25 protein-coding genes are annotated in these 19,047 nt (G+C 55.6%); 12 read left to right on the forward strand and 13 right to left on the reverse strand.

All coding sequences use genetic code 11. The features are described 5' to 3' along the window. Positions 1-563 precede the first annotated feature (563 nt). The 4 genes from C1J02_RS08705 to C1J02_RS08720 form a co-directional block, all read right to left on the reverse strand. Positions 564-878 carry a hypothetical protein gene (locus C1J02_RS08705; protein ID WP_162798283.1) on the reverse strand — a complete coding sequence of 105 codons (315 nt, stop codon included), beginning with the start codon at positions 876-878 and terminating at the stop codon, positions 564-566. Positions 879-1,147: 269 nt separating this feature from the next. Beyond that, complete coding sequence (locus tag C1J02_RS08710) at positions 1,148-1,699, reverse strand: GNAT family N-acetyltransferase (protein WP_205389888.1); 552 nt, start codon at positions 1,697-1,699, stop codon at positions 1,148-1,150. A 182-nt stretch (positions 1,700-1,881) separates the two neighbouring features. Beyond that, positions 1,882-2,139, reverse strand: a complete 258-nt coding sequence (locus C1J02_RS08715; RefSeq protein ID WP_254693246.1) for a DUF1127 domain-containing protein — start codon at positions 2,137-2,139, stop codon at positions 1,882-1,884. Further along, entirely contained in the window at positions 2,129-2,353 is a 225-nt protein-coding gene (locus tag C1J02_RS08720) for a DUF1127 domain-containing protein (RefSeq protein WP_114878215.1), read from the reverse strand. The genes C1J02_RS08715 and C1J02_RS08720 overlap by 11 nt, the downstream gene beginning before the upstream one ends. 131 nt (positions 2,354-2,484) lie before the next feature. Between C1J02_RS08720 and C1J02_RS08725 the strand changes: the two genes are divergently transcribed. Then, the gene (locus C1J02_RS08725) at positions 2,485-3,399 is read left to right on the forward strand and encodes a LysR family transcriptional regulator (protein ID WP_114878216.1); all 915 of its coding nucleotides are present in this window, start codon (positions 2,485-2,487) and stop codon (positions 3,397-3,399) included. Positions 3,400-3,437: 38 nt separating this feature from the next. Next, positions 3,438-3,824: a carboxymuconolactone decarboxylase family protein gene (locus C1J02_RS08730; RefSeq protein WP_114878217.1), complete on the forward strand. Its 387-nt coding sequence runs from the start codon at positions 3,438-3,440 to the stop codon at positions 3,822-3,824. 24 nt (positions 3,825-3,848) lie between these two features. On the opposite strand, the gene urtE is transcribed toward C1J02_RS08730, so the two are convergent. The 5 genes from urtE to urtA are packed head-to-tail and all read right to left on the reverse strand — an operon-like array spanning position 3,849 to position 9,748. After that, a complete protein-coding gene (gene urtE / locus C1J02_RS08735) occupies positions 3,849-4,544 on the reverse strand; it encodes an urea ABC transporter ATP-binding subunit UrtE (protein ID WP_114878218.1) in 696 nt (231 codons plus the stop codon). A gap of 3 nt (positions 4,545-4,547) precedes the next feature. Next, positions 4,548-5,288 carry an urea ABC transporter ATP-binding protein UrtD gene (gene urtD / locus C1J02_RS08740; RefSeq protein WP_114878219.1) on the reverse strand — a complete coding sequence of 247 codons (741 nt, stop codon included), beginning with the start codon at positions 5,286-5,288 and terminating at the stop codon, positions 4,548-4,550. Next, positions 5,285-6,460 (reverse strand): urea ABC transporter permease subunit UrtC, encoded by a 1,176-nt coding sequence (urtC, locus tag C1J02_RS08745; RefSeq protein WP_114878220.1) that lies wholly within the window; start codon positions 6,458-6,460, stop codon positions 5,285-5,287. The genes urtD and urtC overlap by 4 nt, the downstream gene beginning before the upstream one ends. Positions 6,461-6,464: 4 nt before the next feature. Then, complete coding sequence (gene urtB, locus C1J02_RS08750; RefSeq protein ID WP_114878221.1) at positions 6,465-8,414, reverse strand: urea ABC transporter permease subunit UrtB; 1,950 nt, start codon at positions 8,412-8,414, stop codon at positions 6,465-6,467. 59 nt (positions 8,415-8,473) lie between these two features. Continuing rightward, positions 8,474-9,748: an urea ABC transporter substrate-binding protein gene (gene urtA / locus C1J02_RS08755; RefSeq protein ID WP_114878222.1), complete on the reverse strand. Its 1,275-nt coding sequence runs from the start codon at positions 9,746-9,748 to the stop codon at positions 8,474-8,476. Positions 9,749-10,281: 533 nt separating this feature from the next. On the opposite strand from urtA, the gene C1J02_RS08760 reads away from it, so the two are divergent. From C1J02_RS08760 to C1J02_RS08795, 9 genes are all read left to right on the forward strand, one after another. Beyond that, positions 10,282-10,980, forward strand: coding sequence for an urease accessory protein UreD (locus C1J02_RS08760; protein ID WP_254693247.1), 699 nt, complete (start codon positions 10,282-10,284; stop codon positions 10,978-10,980). A 3-nt stretch (positions 10,981-10,983) separates the two neighbouring features. Further along, positions 10,984-11,286, forward strand: a complete 303-nt coding sequence (locus C1J02_RS08765; RefSeq protein WP_114878224.1) for an urease subunit gamma — start codon at positions 10,984-10,986, stop codon at positions 11,284-11,286. Between the two features lie 20 nt (positions 11,287-11,306). Then, a complete protein-coding gene (locus C1J02_RS20860; RefSeq protein WP_162798285.1) occupies positions 11,307-11,474 on the forward strand; it encodes a hypothetical protein in 168 nt (55 codons plus the stop codon). Next, positions 11,471-11,776, forward strand: coding sequence for an urease subunit beta (locus tag C1J02_RS08770; RefSeq protein ID WP_114878225.1), 306 nt, complete (start codon positions 11,471-11,473; stop codon positions 11,774-11,776). The genes C1J02_RS20860 and C1J02_RS08770 overlap by 4 nt, the downstream gene beginning before the upstream one ends. Then, positions 11,776-13,485 carry an urease subunit alpha gene (gene ureC, locus C1J02_RS08775; protein WP_114878226.1) on the forward strand — a complete coding sequence of 570 codons (1,710 nt, stop codon included), beginning with the start codon at positions 11,776-11,778 and terminating at the stop codon, positions 13,483-13,485. Before C1J02_RS08770 ends, ureC begins: the two co-directional genes overlap by 1 nt. 9 nt (positions 13,486-13,494) lie before the next feature. Then, positions 13,495-13,968: an urease accessory protein UreE gene (locus C1J02_RS08780; RefSeq protein WP_114878227.1), complete on the forward strand. Its 474-nt coding sequence runs from the start codon at positions 13,495-13,497 to the stop codon at positions 13,966-13,968. Further along, positions 13,913-14,605: an urease accessory protein UreF gene (locus C1J02_RS08785; RefSeq protein WP_368073777.1), complete on the forward strand. Its 693-nt coding sequence runs from the start codon at positions 13,913-13,915 to the stop codon at positions 14,603-14,605. The genes C1J02_RS08780 and C1J02_RS08785 overlap by 56 nt, the downstream gene beginning before the upstream one ends. Further along, positions 14,602-15,225 carry an urease accessory protein UreG gene (gene ureG / locus C1J02_RS08790; protein ID WP_114878229.1) on the forward strand — a complete coding sequence of 208 codons (624 nt, stop codon included), beginning with the start codon at positions 14,602-14,604 and terminating at the stop codon, positions 15,223-15,225. The genes C1J02_RS08785 and ureG overlap by 4 nt, the downstream gene beginning before the upstream one ends. A 314-nt stretch (positions 15,226-15,539) precedes the next feature. Next, positions 15,540-15,746, forward strand: coding sequence for a hypothetical protein (locus C1J02_RS08795; RefSeq protein WP_114878230.1), 207 nt, complete (start codon positions 15,540-15,542; stop codon positions 15,744-15,746). A gap of 32 nt (positions 15,747-15,778) precedes the next feature. Here the strand turns inward: C1J02_RS08795 and C1J02_RS08800 are convergent, their stop codons facing one another. After that, positions 15,779-16,663 carry a LysR family transcriptional regulator gene (locus C1J02_RS08800; protein WP_114878231.1) on the reverse strand — a complete coding sequence of 295 codons (885 nt, stop codon included), beginning with the start codon at positions 16,661-16,663 and terminating at the stop codon, positions 15,779-15,781. Between the two features lie 93 nt (positions 16,664-16,756). Between C1J02_RS08800 and C1J02_RS20865 the strand changes: the two genes are divergently transcribed. After that, positions 16,757-16,981: a hypothetical protein gene (locus C1J02_RS20865; RefSeq protein WP_162798286.1), complete on the forward strand. Its 225-nt coding sequence runs from the start codon at positions 16,757-16,759 to the stop codon at positions 16,979-16,981. A 181-nt stretch (positions 16,982-17,162) separates the two neighbouring features. On the opposite strand, the gene ccoP is transcribed toward C1J02_RS20865, so the two are convergent. From ccoP to ccoO, 3 genes are read right to left on the reverse strand one after another with little or no spacing between them, the layout of a single operon-like run. Next, positions 17,163-18,062 (reverse strand): cytochrome-c oxidase, cbb3-type subunit III, encoded by a 900-nt coding sequence (gene ccoP / locus C1J02_RS08810; protein WP_114878233.1) that lies wholly within the window; start codon positions 18,060-18,062, stop codon positions 17,163-17,165. After that, positions 18,059-18,274: a cbb3-type cytochrome c oxidase subunit 3 gene (locus tag C1J02_RS08815; protein WP_114878234.1), complete on the reverse strand. Its 216-nt coding sequence runs from the start codon at positions 18,272-18,274 to the stop codon at positions 18,059-18,061. Before C1J02_RS08815 ends, ccoP begins: the two co-directional genes overlap by 4 nt. An 11-nt stretch (positions 18,275-18,285) precedes the next feature. After that, positions 18,286-19,047: a cytochrome-c oxidase, cbb3-type subunit II gene (ccoO, locus tag C1J02_RS08820; RefSeq protein WP_114878235.1), complete on the reverse strand. Its 762-nt coding sequence runs from the start codon at positions 19,045-19,047 to the stop codon at positions 18,286-18,288.

The following is a 19,047-nucleotide window of genomic DNA, read 5'->3' on the forward strand; positions in this document are numbered from 1 at the left end:
CCATCTAGCTGGGTCTGTTCGCACGGGTGTTATGAAGGATGGGGGCAGGGGCCGCTTTGATCTGGGTCAAGAAATTTAAGGGGTACGTTGGGCGGTAAAGGTCGGGTTGGAGCCCAACCTGTGAATTCACTTTTCGTGCTGCGTGCGCTTGCAGCACGAAAAATGCTGCATGAGCGTAAACTCCGTTGCCGCCACGCAGCGTGAAAAGCGGTCATTCATGCAGACCGCAGCGAGGATCTGCGGGCGAACTCAGAGTGCGGACTTAGTTGCCGTTCGCTAATTTCATACCGGTTGATAGTTTCGACGCGTCGCAACATGAAGCGCGGCGAGATAGCGGGCAAACACTAGGCCGCTCAGAGTACCGCTGACGCCATCAAGGCCGAGCTGGACGCCATAGACCGCGCTCTGGTCCTACCACCAGCGATACCACGAGAGCATCAACAAAGTCACACCCGCTGACGCCTTTTTCGGTCGGGATAAAGCCATTCTACAGCAACGAGAAAGGATCAAACGAAAGACGCCCGAAGCGCGCCGCTTGCATGTTGGAAAAGGCCGATCTTTCGCTATGAAATGTGTGCAAGCGTACCCAGCATGAAGTCGCGGCTATAGTTGAGGTGCCGAACGCGGGCATCATCTTCTGATCTGTGCATTACGGTTTCGTAGTCTGCAAAGCAGATCAACTGGGCATCATTTTGGATCAGTTGGAAGTTTCGATTGTTAAGAAAGGCCATCTGAAACGAGACCGCTGCGCTCTCATTTGGAAAGTTGAGTACAGTTGTGTTTCCACCGGCGTTGTTAAGTAACCCATAGCAAGCCACCTTCTGTTGTTCGAAGATGAAGCTGGCGAACTCAATGGTGCTTTCTTGGTAGCTCTTCATAGCAACTCCCATCATCAGCAGAGGACTAACCTAGTCCACTGCGATTTTGCGCAGTCTTGGACTGAGTCTGAAAGAGAAAATAGGAGGGCTTTCTGCGCCGCAGCAATGGTGCTTAAGAATTAGGCACTTTCAGTAGCACATGGGCTCTTTGCGGCCATAAGCTGCGCGGACGACCAGTCTAGGATAAACCGACTTTCGCTTCATGATGGCTAATCAGGTAAGATGCGGGGCAATGGATGATTTCGCTGCAGCTCCCCAGAACGGCTGCTTCATTCAAATAGCCTGTGAGCGTAGCCCCTGGTTTCTCCGACGACCTCTTTCATTACAGACTCGAGTGTTGGCCAATAGGGATGGAGGACAGCATCAACCGCATCGTGATTGCTGCGCAACAAAGTGTGGTGCTTTGTCGCAAGGTGCCTCATGCGGCTGTTTTCTTTCAGGCACATCATCTGAATGGTCCTGACACCACGGTTCTGGGCCATTGCGAACATACGTTCAAACAACGCATCTCCTATCCCAATATTCTGCCAGTCAGGTTCAACAGAAAATGCAGCTTCTTTCGTTGTAGGCCAGGAATGAAAATCGCCGCGCAGTTCGACAATTCCCCGCAACTGACCGTCGACAGAAGCGCCACAGACCATGCTGTCACCACGAAAGATGTTCTTTGCATATTCTAGGATGCGATAGTCACTGATCGCACCACAAAACCGCGCGCGGCGGGATAGGATATCGAGACGTAGAAAGTGATCCCGAATTTTGTCTTGGTTGGCCGCATAGAGACGACTGACCAGAATCTCCTGAGGATGTCTGTTGAGACGCATTGCTTGAGCCTCCTGTCTGCCCAAAAATTTGGGCCAGCATCTTCGGGAGGAGGTGAAGATGCTGGCCCTGCGCATTGGCGTTCCCTGTTGGTTTTGTTGCCGCCGCCGCTCGTGCTGGCTTACTCTGGGAGGAGCGAGAACCAGCACTTTTCGTGTATTCCTCAGACCGATCGGCCTGTCCTCTATTCCTCAGCCATCAATGTTTCTGCATACTTGGGTATGTCGGAGCGCTGGATGCCGATCTGGGCAAGCTGATGGTCGCTCATGTTCGAGAGCGTCGACAGCATCCGGGCCATTTGAAGGGTTCTCATTGCGGAGTGCGCTTTAGCCATAAACCGCACCAGTATAGAGACAAAGCCATGCGCCATCTTTGACAAAGAGGTCAAAGCGGTGGCTGCGTGACCGGTGTCAGGTCCGGCCGTATGTGAATTAAAGGCCATATGCTGCCTCCAAAGCCAATCGCTTGATGTTGCTGCGTGGAATGCCCAGATCTCTCAGATCACGGTCCGTGAGCGCCGCGAGTTCGAAAAACGTGGTGCGATAAACCCTACGCTTGGCCAGCGCCTGTCGGATCTGATCACGCTTTTGATGAAAGATTGAGCGGCCAGCATCCAAAACGACATCTAGCCCAGAATTTGATCGTGTAACTGCCATGTGATTACCTCGTCTATTGCTGCGATGCAGTATTTATGCTGCACTGCAGAGATACGAGTATTTGGTAGCGCTCACAATTGGGCGATTTGGCAAAGGGCCTGTTCCGGATTGGCACAGGGAAGTGATGTAAAATGGATATTTCTGCGCAGATGTTGACCTTTGCGACTGTTGTCGAACGCGGCAGCATTTCGGCTGCGGCACGCAACATCGGACAGACGCCCTCTGCGGTCAGCAAACAAATTGGTCTGCTTGAGGATCAGGTTCACTACCGTTTGCTTAATCGGACCAGAACGGGCGTGACACCGACACAGGAAGGTCAGGAATTCTACGAAAAGTGCAAAGCCATGGCGGAAAAGTACAAAGAGGCCGAAGCGCTAATCCTGAACTTGGACGGTATCCCGCGTGGGATGCTCAAAATCGCATCCAGCGTTGCGTTTGGTAAGTCTCAGTTGATCCCTGTTTTGCCTGCATTTCTAGAGGAAAATCCCGACGTTCAAGTCTCATTGGAGCTTACAGATCGCGTTGTCGATTTGCAGAGCGAGGGCTTTGACGCCGCCATATGTTTCGCCGAACAGCGCAAAATTCCTGACATCATGGTCCGTCGCATCATGCAGAGCCGTCGGGTTTTGTGTGCGTCACCTGCCTATCTGGAACGGTGCGGAACCCCCCAAAGTTTCGAAGAACTGAGAGAGCATAATTGCCTTAGGATTGCTGGAAATAGCGAGCGGAACTCCTGGGACAACCCCGAGCCATTCAATGACCAAGGCTTCGAAGCAAAGGGACGTTTTGAGGGAAACAGCACTGACGTTATCTATCGCGCAGCGCTTGCTGGGATCGGTATTGCACGGCTGCCCTGTTACATGGCGGATCAAAAGTTCCAGTCGGGTGAGTTGGTCCATGTTCTGACGGAATTCACACCGCCGAGTACAGACATTGCCATCATGTTTGCCGACAAGCGCAACCTCGCTCCTAAAACACGTGCGTTCATTGATTTCCTTTTGCGTCAATTCCGGGACGTCCCTAATTTTCAAATGACCGGGTCTTGATCGCTGGCGCGTGAAAATTTCTGAAAGTAGGAAGAACTATGGCGAAAGATACAACACAAATAGGCAGAGAACTCTCTGAACGTTTGAACCCTGGGATGGAAGAAGCGCTTAATGCGCGCTACGGCAACCTCCTCCCCGGTATGGCCGAGGGTGTCGTCGACTTCGCTTATGGTCGCCAATATGCCCGACCTGGTTTACCCCTGCGTGACCGGTATCTGGCGACAATCGCTGCTTTGACCGCATTGGGTTGTCAGACAAGACCACAGCTGATGGTCAATATAGCAGGCGGGCGCAAAGCCGGATTATCTTTGGAAGAAATCGCAGAAGCCATCTGGCAGATGGCACTCTATGGCGGCTTCCCGTCGGCGATCAACGCGCTGAACGCCGCGTTGGAAGTGTTTGAAGCAGAGGATGACAATATTTAAGGAGCCAAGTTCAGAAATTACAATTTAGACCGACACTACCGCTAATATGTCTTCACGCGTGATCTGGTTTTTGGTGGCGTTCTTTATTATTTCGCCGCGTCTCAGAACAACAAGCTGATCCGCCAGTTCAAATGCGAAATCAAAGTACTGCTCGACCAAGATAATCGCCATATCCCCACGGTCACGCAGCAGGCTTATGACTTTTCCGATGTGTTGAATGATGTTGGGCTGGATGCCTTCCGTTGGCTCATCCAACAACAGTAGTTTTGGCTTGGTGATCAGCGCACGGGCAATGGCCAGTTGTTGTTGTTGCCCACCCGACAGATCGCCACCGCGACGGTGCGCCATTTCTTTCAAAACCGGGAAAAGCTCAAAGATATCGTCGGGGATAAAGTGCTCTGATTTGGACAGGCACGAAAATCCCGTTTGCAGGTTTTCGCGCACTGTCAGCAATGGAAAAATATCACGCCCCTGCGGGACATAGCCGACACCCATCTGGGCCATCTTATGCGCCCCTGACTGATCCAACAGTTTACCGTCAAATGTGATATCCCCGGTTGAGCGCGGATGCGTGCCGGAAATCGCCCTGAGCAGACTGGTTTTACCGACACCATTGGTGCCCATAACACAGGTCACCTCACCCAATCTGGCATGCATTGAGATATCATAAAGAACTTGCGAATTGCCATAGTGTAGGGTGAGGTTTTTTACGTCCAACATATTCTATCGTCCCAAATAAACGTCGATGACGTCTTGGTTTTTGGTGACATGATCAAGCGAGCCTTCCGCAAGGACAGCGCCTTCATGCAGCACAGTGACCTTGCAGTTGAGACGCCTCACAAACTCCATATCGTGTTCGACCACAACGACCGCGCGGGTCTTGGCGGCGTCCACAAGGATGGCCGTGGTTTTTTCACGCTCCGCAGGGGTCATGCCCGCTGCGGGTTCATCCACCAACAGGAGTTGCGGTTCCTGTGCCAGCAACATACCTATCTCCAGCCATTGTTTCTGCCCGTGGCTCAGCTCTCCCGACACGCGCAACAACGCGTCGGCGAGGCCGATCTGATCGGCGAGTTCTTTAACGCGGGTAAAGTCCGTTTTCGAGGGTTTGAAAAACAATACGGCCAGGGGCGCGCGGTCTTTTAGCAGGGCCATCATCAGATTTTCCTGCACGGTTTGTTCCTCAAACACTGTCGGCTTTTGGAACTTCCGACCAATACCAGCTTGGGCGATCTTGGCCTCCGACATGCCGATCAGCGATAGGCTCTTGTCGCCCCACAGAATGTGCCCTGTATCAGGTTTGGTCTTGCCGGTAACGATATCCATGAACGTCGTCTTGCCCGCCCCATTCGGTCCGATCACAGCGCGTAACTCTGCATCGGCGATTTGGAACGACAGGTTGTTGATGGCGCGAAACCCGTCAAAACTGGCGGTGACACCCGAGACTTCGAGAAGCGTGCTCATGCGTCTGTTTCCTTGTGCTTGCGTTTCAGCAAATCGATCAAGCCGCCGATGCCGTTCGGGGCGTATAAAGTGACCAAAACAAAGCTGAGGCCCAGTAGGACGAGCCACCAATCCACCCATTTAACCGTGTAAAACCCAAGCGGCACATCCGGTGCCTGACCGCCTGTAAACCAACTGGACACAAGACTGACAAACGCCGTACCGATCACCGCTCCGTAAAGCCTGCCGCGCCCACCGATGGCCACCCAAACGGCGAGGTAGATCGAGGCAATTGGGGCGACTTCGGCGGGATTGATGATGCCTGCTTGCGGGTAATACAGCGCCCCCGCGATGCCAGAGATACAAGCAGTGAGCGTGAAAACGGCCAACTTGTAGGTCTCAACCGAATACCCCAGAAACCGCACGCGCGCTTCGTTGTCGCGAATGCCCCGAATGACGGAGCCAAATTTGCCGGAGACAACCCATGCCACCAGTAGATAGCCCAGCCCGAGGGCCAGTGCCGAGGCCCAGAAAAACCATAATGAGACCACCGATTGCGGAGCTGTGATGCCAGGAAGGTTTTGTAGCCCCGACAAGCCGTTGTTGCCGCGCAATCCGCTGGCGTTTTGAAAGAGATAGAGTGACAGGCCCAGTGTCATCGCTTGGGTCAGGATCGACAGATACACGCCCGTGACGCGGCTGCGAAACGCCAGCCAGCCGAACACCAGCGCGAGGATGCCGGGGACCAACACCACAAAGGCCAGTTGCAAAACCAGACTGTCGGCGAAGGCCCAGATCAGCGGGAAGTCACTGCTGCCCACGACACCGAAAATCTGGTTGCCGATGCCTGCGGTGATCTCTTCGGGTGTGGGCGGCAACACCCCATCTGACAGGGAGTTCACGACGATCTGGCGGGTGCGTTCATACATCAACCACATGCCGATCATGTAACCTCCAAGACCGAAGAACGCGAAATGGCCCAGCGACAGGATACCCGCATACCCCCAGATCAGGTCCATCGCGATTGCGATCAGGCACAAGCACAGCGTCTTGCCCAAGACTTTGACGAAACTGGTTGAGATGAGGCCGATGCCAAAGCCTTCGGACAGTACCGTGACCCCCAGCGTGAAGAGCGCCAATATGGCGAGGAAGATCAAGACCGACGGGTTGCGCGCAATGAAGGATCTATGCATGGCGTTAATCCCCCGCCGCGCGGCCTTTGAGGGCGATAATGCCCCTTGGCCGGAACTGAATGAAAATAATGATAAAGATGATCATATAGGTCTGTGCCGCCAAGGTGTTTGAAGGGTTCAGGAATTCGACACCCTTCTGGAAGCCGCCAATCATCGCAGCCCCCGCCAACGTGCCCCAGATGTTGCCAACACCGCCGACAACGACGGTCATAAAACTTTGGACGATATAGTCGCTGCCCATCTCAGAAGTGACCTTGGCGAACAGCCCGATGGCCACCCCTGCAATGCCCGCGATACCAGAGCCAAGCCCAAAGGTCAGCATGTTTACGCGGTCGGGATTGATCCCCATGCTTGCTGCCATCTTCGGGTTCTGGGTAACCGCGCGGGTCTCAAGACCCAGCCGCGTCAGCTTCATGATGAACAGGAACAGCGCTAAAAAAAGAAACGCGAGGACAAAGATCGCGATACGGATATAGCTGATGGACACCACATCGTTGATGGCCCAAGCGCCGTCCAGCCAAGGGGGCGAGGTCAGCGGGCGTGCCTGCGTGCCAAAAATGTTCTTCGCCAGTTGTTGCAGCGCGATGGAGACGCCGAAAGTTGCCAGCAATGTTTCAAGCGGACGATGGTAGAGCCAGCGCACAACAAGTCGTTCAAGGGCGACGCCAGCGGCGAAGGTCACAGCAAAAGCCAAAGGCACCGCGATCAGGATTGAGGCAGTGTGGTTGGGCACAAATTGCTGCACGACATATCCAGTGTAGGCCCCCATCATGATGAATTCACCATGCGCCATGTTGATCACGCCCATGACGCCAAAGGTAATGGCAAGGCCAATCGCAGCAAGGAAATAGATCGAAGCGAGCGAGAGTGCATCGAGCCCCAGATCAGCTACCTGACTGATCGCCACGCGGGTCTGTGACGCAGAAACGGCGGCCTCGGCGGCATTGGTTACGACTTGCGACGGTTCTGCGTAGACGTCAAAGAAACGATAGGAAGCAAGGCTTGCGGCAATGTCCGCCTGCGTCACTCGAGGAGCCGCTAAGCCACGCTCAACCAGCGCATCATACACTTTGTCGCGAGCATTTTCCGTGGACAGTTGCGCAACTGGAAAACCGGCGATCCGACCCCCATCGATCTGCGCTTCAAGCGTGGCGTCGCGGGCATCCACCGTGATCTCGACAGGCGCATCACCCGCCGCAACCAATAGCGCATAGGCGTCAGCGCGTGTCAGCGTGTCACTGCCGACATTGACCTCTTGTGCGATATTCGCATCCGGTTGAGTTTGGGCGACAACTCTTGTGGTGCTCAGGATCGGGTTCAGCGTTGCGCGAAAATCAACTCCCAGATCTCCGGACATCTCGGTAATCGCCGCCACCCGGCTGGGTATATCGTTGTCGTAGGCCATGGTCATCAACCGCTCCAACCGCGTCTTGCGGGCCAGAATATCTTCATCCGTTTCGCCTGCGATGGAGCCACGCAGCGGTGCCAGCAACGCCACCTCGGGATCACGGGCAATCGAGTTCAGCGCATCGGCGCGTTTGGCGGGGTCAGGATCGGACAGTTGGAATTGCACAAGCGCCGTCGCGATCATTGCCCGCACACCGCTGTTGGGTTTGAGTTGTTTCAAATCGGTAGAGGCCGCGGTGCCAACCTCGCCGCGATCCTCGAAGTCTAGGAGCGTAAAGGTGCCATCCGCGTTCTTGGTCGCAGCAAAAAACAAACCATCCGCCTTACGCTGCCACATCTCCTTGGCCTGCCAGACCTCGAACACAGTCTGCATCTGCGGCAATCCGCTTGCCACCAGCGCGTCAATCGCGGGGCCAATTGAGCGGCGAGAACTTTTCTCGATCAACGCACGCTGGCTTTGCAACACGTCTTGAACGGGTGTCGTCTGGGCCGTTGCCAAGTGGCCAAAGGACAGCGCAAAGCACAAGGCCAGCAGCAAGATCTTCATAATTCAATTCCGGGAAATAAGAGGTGGAGGGCACGCTGAGGCGTGCCCTCGCAGTTGGGTCAGTAGTTGGACAAAGTCTGCACGCAGTTCTTTGTCTCGGCATTGTACATACCGCAGCCCAAGTCCTTCCAATCCGACACCAACTTGGCGGATTCTGGTAGGAAGTCAGTCCATGCATCGCCGGGCACCTCAGCGGTCTGGCTGATGATATCGAACTGGCCCTCTGCCGTGATTTCGCCAATCAGCACCGGCTTGGCGAGGTGGTGGTTGGGCAGCATGACGGCTGTGCCGCCGGTCAGGTTCGGGAATTCCTGCCCGTACATCGCCGTGCGCACGGCGTCTACTTCAGCACTATCCGCAGCCTCAACTGCGTTCACCCACATGTTGAAGCCGATGTAATGCGCTTCCATTGGGTCGTTGGTCACGCGTTCTTCGCCCATGCGCTCTTTCCACGCGGCGATCCATTCGTCGTTGGTAGGTGTGTCTGCGGATTGGAAATAGTTCCACGCGGCGAGATGCCCGACGAGGTTGCTTGTGTCCAGACCGGACAATTCTTCTTCCCCAACTGAGAAAGCCACAACCGGAATGTCATCCGCTGAGATACCCGCCGCCGACAGTTCTTTATAGAAGCCGATGTTCGCATCGCCGTTGATGGTTGAGATCACACCAACCTTTTTTCCGTCCGCGCCAAGAGCCACAACATCGGCCACGATCTTAGACCAGTCAGAATGGCCAAATGGCGTGTAGTTCACAAAGATATCAGTGTCCGCGATGCCTTGGGATTTCAGGTAGGCTTCGAGAATATTGTTTGTGGTGCGTGGATAGACATAGTCGGTCCCGAGCAGCGCGAATTTTTCAATGCCGAGCTCTTCGAGAAAGTAATCCGTTGCAGGGATAGCCTGTTGGTTTGGTGCAGCACCTGTGTAAAACACGTTCTTGGAGCTTTCCTCACCCTCGTATTGCACGGGGTAGAACAGCAAACCGTTCAGCTCTTCGATAACGGGCAGCACAGATTTACGCGACACAGAAGTCCAGTTGCCAAAAATGACGTCGACCTCTTGAACCGTCAGCAATTCGCGGGCCTTTTCTGCGAAGAGCGGCCAGTCAGAGGCCGGGTCGACAACAACCGCTTCAAGCTGACAGCCCAGAACACCACCTTTGGCGTTTTGCTGGTCAATCAGCATCTCCATCGTGTCCTTCAATGTGGTCTCAGAAATCGCCATTGTGCCGGATAGCGAGTGCAGCACACCCACTTTGATCGGGCAATCAGCGGCCATGGCAGGCAGGGCCGCAAGCGTGGCAAGGGTGGCGGCAAGAGCAGTTGTCGTTTTCATGTGATCTCTCCTTGCAGGGACAACCGCCGCATCTTGCTCTCGCAAGACATGGGCATTAGCTGTTCCCTGCAACTTAAATGTTGCAATCCGTGTGGCGGCTGGTCTGAGGTCCAATTCATCCGGTCGTCACACACCCCATATCTGCGCCGTCGCGATTCGACGGTTGGGGATGTGCCATGGTTGCTGCGTTGCAGCACGAAGGGCAAATTTGTCTTTGGACAAAATCAACCACCATCATAGGATGCTCAAATCTTGGGCGAATTTGACGCGATGTGCCGCAAAAATGATAGTTTGAGCGATTTTGGTGTGTATTTAGATGCTAATCTCTGCCCCCTTTCGCCTCAGTATGATGGAAATACGGGCAACACCACAGACTGCCGAGGCTGCTCATCAACCAATCTCTACATATCGAACAGCCCGCATCGGGCCTGTCACAGCCGCGTGCAATCGGCACGGGAAAGCTGTCTGTTTACGGTGATGAAAACGACATTACCCGCCTGCGCGACCTGCGCCAGTCAGGATCGCTCAAGCTGGTGTTTCCGAAGACCCATAGGCCTGATGCTGAGGTGATCTTGCTCAATACAGCCGGAGGCATCACGGGTGGCGATACGTTTTCGCTCAACATCGAGGTGCAAACCGGTGCCGCTTTAAACATTACCACCCAAGCCGCTGAGCGGGCGTATCGCGCCCAAATCGACGAGATTGGTCGCGTCACGACGGATATATCAGTGCACGATGGGGCCAGTCTGAACTGGCTGCCGCAAGAGCTTATCCTGTTCGATGGCTGCGCGTTGCGGCGGCGTTTGCGTATTGATCTCAAACCCCAAGCGCGCCTTTTGATGGTAGAACCCGTCGTCTTTGGCCGCGCTGCTATGCCCGAATTCTTGCGTGATGTCAGGTTTCAAGACCGCATCAGGATCACCCGCGAGGGGTCCCCGCTTTATATTGACGGAATAGACCTGCACGGCGACGCGACCGCACATCTGGCCCGCCCCGCCATCGCCGGTGGTGCTGGTGCCGTGGCAAGCGTCGTGATGGTGTCACCTGCTGCTGCTGCCCATCTAAAGCCCGTCCGCGCCCTGCTGCCCGAAACCGCGGGGGCAAGCATGCTGGCCGAGGATGTGCTGGTGATCCGCCAGCTTGCTCGGGACAGCTTCGAGCTGCGCCGCACTCTCATTCCTATCCTCAACCATCTGACACAGAACACTTTACCAACGTCCTGGAGACTGTAATCCATGCAACTCACTCCCCGCGAAAAAGACAAACTGCTGATCGCCATGGCCGCCGAAGTGGCGCGCAAACGCCTTGCGCGTGGTGTCAAGCTGAACCACCCCGAAGCGATTGCGCTGATCGCGGATGCGGTTGTCGAGGGCGCGCGGGACGGGCGGTCCGTGGCAGACATGATGGAAGCCGGTGGCCATATCGTGACCCGCGATCAATGTATGGAGGGCATCGCCGAGATGATCCACGACGTGCAAGTCGAGGCCACCTTTCCCGACGGGACCAAGCTGGTCACCGTGCATGATCCCATTCGTTGAGCACCCTAGGAGAACTTGAGATGAACCGTATCCTGCACAGCTTACCTTTGAGCCTTCTGGCCACCGCCGCTGCGTCACATGAGGTTTCACATTTGCACAATCATCTGACCTATCCGGACTGGATGCCGTTGGCTGCTGGATTGCTTTTGATCGGCTCTAGCGCACTCATAGCTTGGCCGCGCAAATGATCCCCGGCGAAGTATTTCCGCCCAAGGGCATGGTGATCCTGAATGCGGGAACGCAAGCGATCACTCTGATGATCGCCAACACCGGTGACCGCCCCGTTCAAGTCGGCAGTCACTATCATTTCGCCGAGACCAACCCCGCGTTGGAATTTGACCGTGCCTCTGCGCGTGGCCTGCGCCTCGATATCGCTTCCGGCACCGCCGTTCGTTTTGAGCCCGGCCAGCGCCGCGAGGTTCAGTTGATCCCCATTGGCGGCGCGCGGCGGATTTTCGGTTTTAATGGCGACGTTATGGGAGATTTATAATGCCTGTTGAAATCCCACGCGCGCAATATGCCGCCATGTATGGCCCTACCACCGGCGACAAGCTACGCCTTGCCGACACCGATCTGATCATCGAGGTGGAGCGCGACCTGACCACATACGGTGAAGAGGTAAAGTTCGGCGGCGGCAAAACCATCCGTGACGGCATGGGGCAGTCCCAAGTCTCCCGCGCGGGTGGTGCTGTCGATACAGTGATCACAAACGCGCTGATCGTTGATCACTCCGGCATATACAAGTCCGATGTGGCACTGAAGGACGGACTGATCCATGCTATCGGCAAGGCAGGCAACCCCGATACACAGTCGGGTGTCGATATCATCGTCGGTCCCGGCACTGAGGTGATCGCAGGCGAAGGCCGCATCTTGACCGCAGGTGGCATGGACAGCCACATCCACTTTATCTGCCCCCAGCAAATGGAGGATTCACTCCACTCTGGCGTGACCACTTGTTTTGGCGGAGGCACCGGTCCCGCCCATGGCACGCTGGCAACCACCTGCACGCCGGGCCCATGGCATATCGGGCGGATGTTGCAGTCGTTTGATGGCATTCCGATGAATATCGGCCTTTCGGGTAAAGGCAATGCCAGCCAACCCGCCGCATTGGTCGAAATGGTCGACGCAGGTGCCTGCGCGCTGAAGTTGCACGAGGATTGGGGAACCACACCCGCTGCGATTGATTGCTGCCTGTCGGTGGCTGACGACATGGACGTACAAGTGATGATCCACACCGATACCCTGAATGAAAGCGGCTTTGTCGAGCATACAGTTGCCGCGATGAGGGGTCGTACAATCCATGCGTTTCATACCGAAGGGGCGGGCGGTGGCCATGCGCCTGACATCATCAAGATTTGCGGTGATGCCAACGTCCTGCCATCTTCGACGAACCCAACGCGACCCTTCACTGTGAACACGCTCGAAGAGCATCTGGACATGCTCATGGTCTGTCACCACCTTGATAATTCCATCCCCGAGGACATCGCCTTTGCCGAAAGTCGCATTCGACGCGAGACGATCGCAGCCGAGGATATCTTGCATGACATGGGTGCATTTTCGATCATCGCGTCCGATTCACAAGCCATGGGGCGCGTCGGTGAAGTCCTTATCCGAACATGGCAAACAGCAGACAAGATGAAGAAACAGCGTGGGCCGTTGGCGGAGGAAACCGGCGATAACGACAACATGCGCGTCCGCCGCTATATTGCGAAATACACGATTAATCCCGCGATTGCTCAAGGGGTGAGCCATGTCATCGGTGATATTTCCGTGGGCAAGCGCGCCGATCTGGCACTGTGGAATCCGGCGTTCTTTGGGGTAAAGCCAGAGATGGTTTTGATGGCGGGCAGTATTGTTGTGGCGCAAATGGGTGACCCGAATGCGTCGATCCCCACACCACAACCGGTCTACAGCCGCGCGATGTTTGGTGCCTATGGCTCTGCGTTGCGCAATACATCGGTCAGCTTTGTCTCCGGTGCCGCGCAAGATGCGGGTATTGGTGATACGCTCGGCCTAGCCAAGCAAACCGTCGCTGTCAAAAATACGCGCAGCATCGGCAAGGCAGACATGATCCTGAACGATGCCCTACCACAGATAGATGTGCATCCAGAGACCTATGAGGTCCGTGCGGACGGCGTTCTGTTGACCTGCCAACCCGCCGAAGTACTGCCGATGGCGCAGCGCTATTTCATGTTCTGAGAGGCCCTTATGACACAGCTTCCTATCGCGCAAACCCTACACCGAAAGGGCCATTGGAATGGTCCTGCAACAACTTGCGAGTTGGATTACACCGAGCGGTTCCTACGCCGCAGACGGTTGACCATGGCATCTGGCGAACCCTTCATCGTCGATCTGGCCCAAACTACATCGCTTGACGAGGGCGACGCGTTGGAACTTGATACAGGTGCGCTGATCCGGATCTCCGCCGGAGTTGAAGCCCTCTATAAAGTATCCGGCCCCGACCTTGTCCGACTGGCGTGGCATGTCGGCAACCGTCACACACCGTGTCAGATAAACACGGATCACCTGTTGATCCAAGCCGACCCCGTGATTGGTCACATGCTCGAACACCTTGGCGCAGTTGTTGATCCGGTGAGCGCGCCTTTTACCCCCGAAGGAGGTGCCTATGGTCATGGTCGCACCCATTCCCACGAACACGTCGCCACCGCGCATGACCACTGAACACAATATTCTGATCCTTGCGCAATGGTTGTCGCCTGCCTTTCCTGTGGGTGCCTTTGCCTATTCGCATGGGTTGGAAACAGCCATTCATAGCGGCGCGATTGCCACGGCGTGTGACCTGCAAGATTGGCTCACTTATGTGCTGAGCCATGGCAGCGGGCGAAACGATTGCATCTTGTTACGCGCGGCGTATTCCAGTGGCCCTCAAGCCGCTCTGGATGATGTGAACCAAACTGCCCTCGCGGTGTCCGCATCCAGCGAACGCATCCGTGAAACACAGCTTCAGGGCAGTGCTTTTTCGCAAACAACCTCCGCAATTTGGGGCAGTGATAAGACCGAGTTTTGCTATCCTGTCGCCGTTGGGCATGCCGCCGCGCAGCTGCGGTTGGATGTCGATCTAACCGCAGCGTTCTATCTTCATGGCTTTGTCAGTAATTTGGTATCAGCGGCGGTGCGTGCTGTACCTTTGGGCCAAACCGAAGGCCAAAGGGTTCTCGCGGCGCTGATCCCCATGTGCGACCAGATTGTTCAAGACACGCAATGCACCACGCTGGATGATCTTAGCAGCACGGCTTTCCTCTCCGACATCGCCGCGATGCGACATGAAACCCTTCAACCCAGGATATTCCGCTCATGACACGACTTAACGGCCCTTTGCGCATCGGTATTGGCGGCCCTGTTGGGGCTGGTAAAACGACGCTGACAGCCTGCCTTGCCCGTGCCTTGCAGGCAGACTTTTCGATTGGAGTGATCACCAATGACATTTACACCCAAGAGGATGCAGAGGCATTGATGCGGATGCAAATCCTCCCACAGGACCGTATTATCGGTGTCGAAACAGGCGGCTGTCCACACACTGCCATTCGCGAAGACGCTTCTATCAATTTGGCCGCTATTGCGCAGATGCGTGCACGGCATCCTGATCTTGATATCGTGTTGATCGAAAGCGGCGGCGATAATCTGTCAGCGACATTCAGCCCTGAACTTGCTGACGTGACAATCTATGTAATCGATGTGGCGGCAGGAGAAGATATACCGCGCAAAGGGGGCCCTGCGTTGACCAAGTCGGACGTGCTGGTGATCAACAAAACCGATCTTGCCCCGCATGTTGGCGCATCATTGGATGTGATGAAACAAGACTGCGAGAAAATGCGCGGTGGGCGGCCATACGTTTTTTGCGCACTTCGGCACCGTGATGGGGGGGACAAGGTCCTTAGCAGCATCTTGGAAGTCGGTGGGCTCGTCAAAGTACGTTGACGGCGGGCCAAATCACTACGAATCACAGTTCAAGTTCACTCGCTTGATTGCATGTGTCTAACGCTCGACGCAACCAAACGCACTCCGCTGGCTATGCGCAACTGGTCACAGCGGGACGGCTTAAGAAGGACAACATGAAGCGTCTGTCAGTTCTCGAAATTCTCCTGAAGATTGAGGATGAAAGCGGACGATGAGTTCGCTATGGCGAGCGGTAACTTGCCCCGCGACCTGACGGTTTTATCTCGTCCCAGCGAAAATGCGGTTTGGGTTTGGCACCTGGACGCAGGTTTCAACGACCGCTTCGGTGACATGCAATGCGCTACACCCAAAACTTTGCCGCATGCGCCAAAGAATGCTGCGTCAGCGAAGCTGATAATCCCAAGGACGGGTTTGTCCGCATAGCTGACATCTATGCCGACCCCAAAGACGGCCTGACTAGAGCCGATTGTGACCTGACCTCATCAGCTTCAAAGTTGCGGCCATCGCTCCGCCGGAACAAATTCATGGTTTTGATCGTTTAGCGTTCTCGGTTTTGGGATGGCTTCGGGTCTGGCTATTTGAAAATTGCGGCGTAACGTGGCGCAAAGAACTTGGTAAAGGCTTTGACCTCAGGGCGTCGGTACGCGTCCGGTGCGATCAGCATCATATTTGACCTCGACAATTCCTCAATGTCGCCAAAACAGCGGATGAGAGAGCGATCAGAGTCAGCCAGCCGCAGGTTAACAAGGCCAAGGCCCTGACCCGCCCTGATCGAGGCCATCATCAGGCCCATTTCACTGACAGACAGCACAATTTGATCCGGCGACGCATGGCGTAACAGCCAATCATGCAGATAGTCTGGAACGTCGTCGTGCTGGAAAGTTACGAATTTGTGGACCTGAAAATCTTCCGGGGAGCTGGGCAGCCCGTGTCTGTCTGCATACCCTTGGCTTCCGAACAATGCCCATTTTGCAGTGCTGATTTTCCGGCAGACAAGTGTCTCATCCGGTTCGCTTTTTGCAACCCGCAACGCAATGTCGGCTTCGCCTGCAGAGAGGTCCAGCACCTTGAAGCCGGAAATAAACTCGAATGAGACGCCTGGATTCAAGGCAATAAATTCGCTGAATATGTCTGTCACGCGGTCCGAAAAACTGCCCGGGGCAGTGATGCGGATTGGTCGGCGTTTGCTCAGCTCATGTGTCTTGCTGGTAAAGTTTTCGATAGCCTCTTCAACGGCTTCTGCCAGCGGATAAAGACTGCGCGCTTCTTTCGTCGGCTTGAACCCTCGGGTATCGCGGTCAAACAGCGTTAGCCCGATTTCGTTTTCCAATGCTTCGATGCGCCGGGCGACTGTGGGTTGGGCAACGCCCAGTTTACGCGATGCCGCCAATGTCGAGCCTTCCCTGACAACCGCCAGAAACACACGCAGGTCAGTCCAGTTTCGAAACGCGTTCTTCATTTTTGCAGAACAACACAATATCTAACACGATACCAGAAATTTGGGTCGTCAGCTAACTTGAAAGCCGTACCGAAAAGCCAAAAGGAGCTAGCCGTGACCTCCCTTATTTTACCGCGACCAGCCATCTTGAGACGCCTCAAAGACCTCTGGAAAGCTCTGGTGCCGTCGAACGATTGCGCGCTGCCCCCCGATAACCCGGAGGAGGAAAGCCGCGCGCGCCGTGATATGATCCTTGAGGTGCTTGATAGAAATCCTGACGCATTCCAAAGCGAAATGGACATTCAACATTTGGCGCATCTTTATCGGTGCAGGTTGTGATCCGATGATGTGCAGTTCACCTGCCCAGCAGTTCAGACGACCTGCGTCCTTGTCCACTTTGCAGACACTGATCCGTGGATCCGAGCGTACATAGAAAAGGGGGCGTCCCTCCTCGGACACCCCCTCCTTCAGGCGCGGGCTTGGTGCGAACAGAGCCATGCGCCGAAGTGTTCTGCGCGTATCAGGGCGCGTCGCGTTCGCCGCCGCCCAGTTGGTGGACATAGGCGGAAACTGCGTTCACTTGCGCATCGCTCAGGCGCGGTCCCCAAGCGGGCATCACGCCGAATCGTGCATTGGTGATGGACTCGCGCAAACTCAACCGGTCGCCGCCATAAAGCCAGATCGCGTCCGTCAGGTTCGGCGCGCCTTGTTCCCGGTCGCCCATGCCTGCATCGCCGTGACACGCAGCACAATTGTCGGCGAAAATCTGAGTTCCGGTCGCCGCCAGGCCTGCGTCATGTTCTTCGCCGGCAAGGCCACGCACCGTTTCAATCAGCGCGTCAATCTCACCTGCTTCCAGGATCTCGCCGTAAGCAGGCATCTGGGAAAACCGCGCATCATCATCGGTGTCATTGCGGATGCCGTGGCGCACGGTCAGCACGATGTCGTCAAACGTGCCGCCCCAAAGCCAGTCATCGTCGAGCAGGTTGGGATACCCTTTGGCCCCCGCCGCCCCGGACCCGTGGCATTGCGAACAACTGTTGCGAAACACCGCTGCACCAGAGGACACCGCGTAGTGATAAAGCGCCTCATCCTCGCCAAGAGCGGCAAATTCAACATTTGAAAGCTTTTGATCAAGGGCTGCATTTGACGCTTCAAACTGTTCGATATCCCGTGCCACTTCACCGCGGGTCGAATACCCAAGCAGCCCCGAGGTCGCCCCATTGATCAGGGGCCATGCCGGATAGGCAATTGTATATCCGATACCCCAGATGATGGTGAGGTACAGGCACCACAGCCACCAGCGGGGCAGGGGATTGTTCAACTCTTTAATGCCGTCCCATTCGTGGCCCGTTGTCTCAATGCCGGTGACGTCATCAACGGGTTTGGAGTGGCCGGGAGGTGTTTTATTGGCGGTCATTGTGCGCCTCCGATCTTCATGCGGTCGCTGTCACCTTCGGTGCTGTTGCGGTTCGGTGAGGTGTCATTGCGAAAAGGGATGTTCGATGTGTCGCTGTGGGTTTCGCGGCTGCCCGGGCGAAACGCCCACAAGATCACACCAAGGAAAAACAATGTCATCGCCAGCAACATCCAGCTGTCCGCGAATTGGCGCATCCATGAATAGGTATCCATTATGGGTCTCCTTAGCGGCTGGCGTCTGGGGTGAAGGTTGAAAAATCAACCAGCGTGCCCAGCATTTGCAGATAAGCCACCATCGCATCCATTTCGGTGATGCCCGGCTGACTGTCGAAATTCCGCACCTGGGCACCGGGATAGCGTTCCAATAGCCCGTCATAGTCGCTGTCGGGATCGGCCTGTGCGTTGAAATCGGCCGCCGCATTCTCAACCATGTCATCCGAGTAAGGCACGCCAACAGCGCGATGTGTCTTGACCAGGTCCTGAACATAAGTGGCCTCGATCGGGGTGCGCGCCAGGAATGCATATTTCGGCATGATCGATTCAGGAACAACCGATTGCGGATCCATCAGGTGATCGACCTGCCAGCCATCCGAATAGCGCCCGCCAACCCGTGCAAGGTCTGGCCCGGTGCGTTTGGACCCCCATTGGTGCGGGTGATCATACATTGATTCCGCAGCGAGCGAGTAGTGGCCATACCGGTCCACTTCATCGCGCATCGGGCGGATCATCTGGCTGTGGCACACATAACAACCCTCGCGCACATAGATTTCGCGACCCTTCAGTTCAAGCGGCGTGTAGGGGCGCATGCCTTCGACCTTTTCGATGGTGTTCTCAAGGTAGAACAGCGGCGCGATTTCGACGATCCCACCCACAGTGACAACCACAAGCGACAGCACCATCAGCAATGTCGCTGAGCGTTCGATTGCCGCATGGCGGCTCAGGAAGGTCTTTTTCACGGGGGCGGGGGTGTTTTGATTATCTGACAT

The organism is Sulfitobacter sp. SK011 (genome assembly GCF_003352065.1).
In the GTDB taxonomy this organism is placed as follows: Bacteria; Pseudomonadota; Alphaproteobacteria; order Rhodobacterales; family Rhodobacteraceae; genus Sulfitobacter.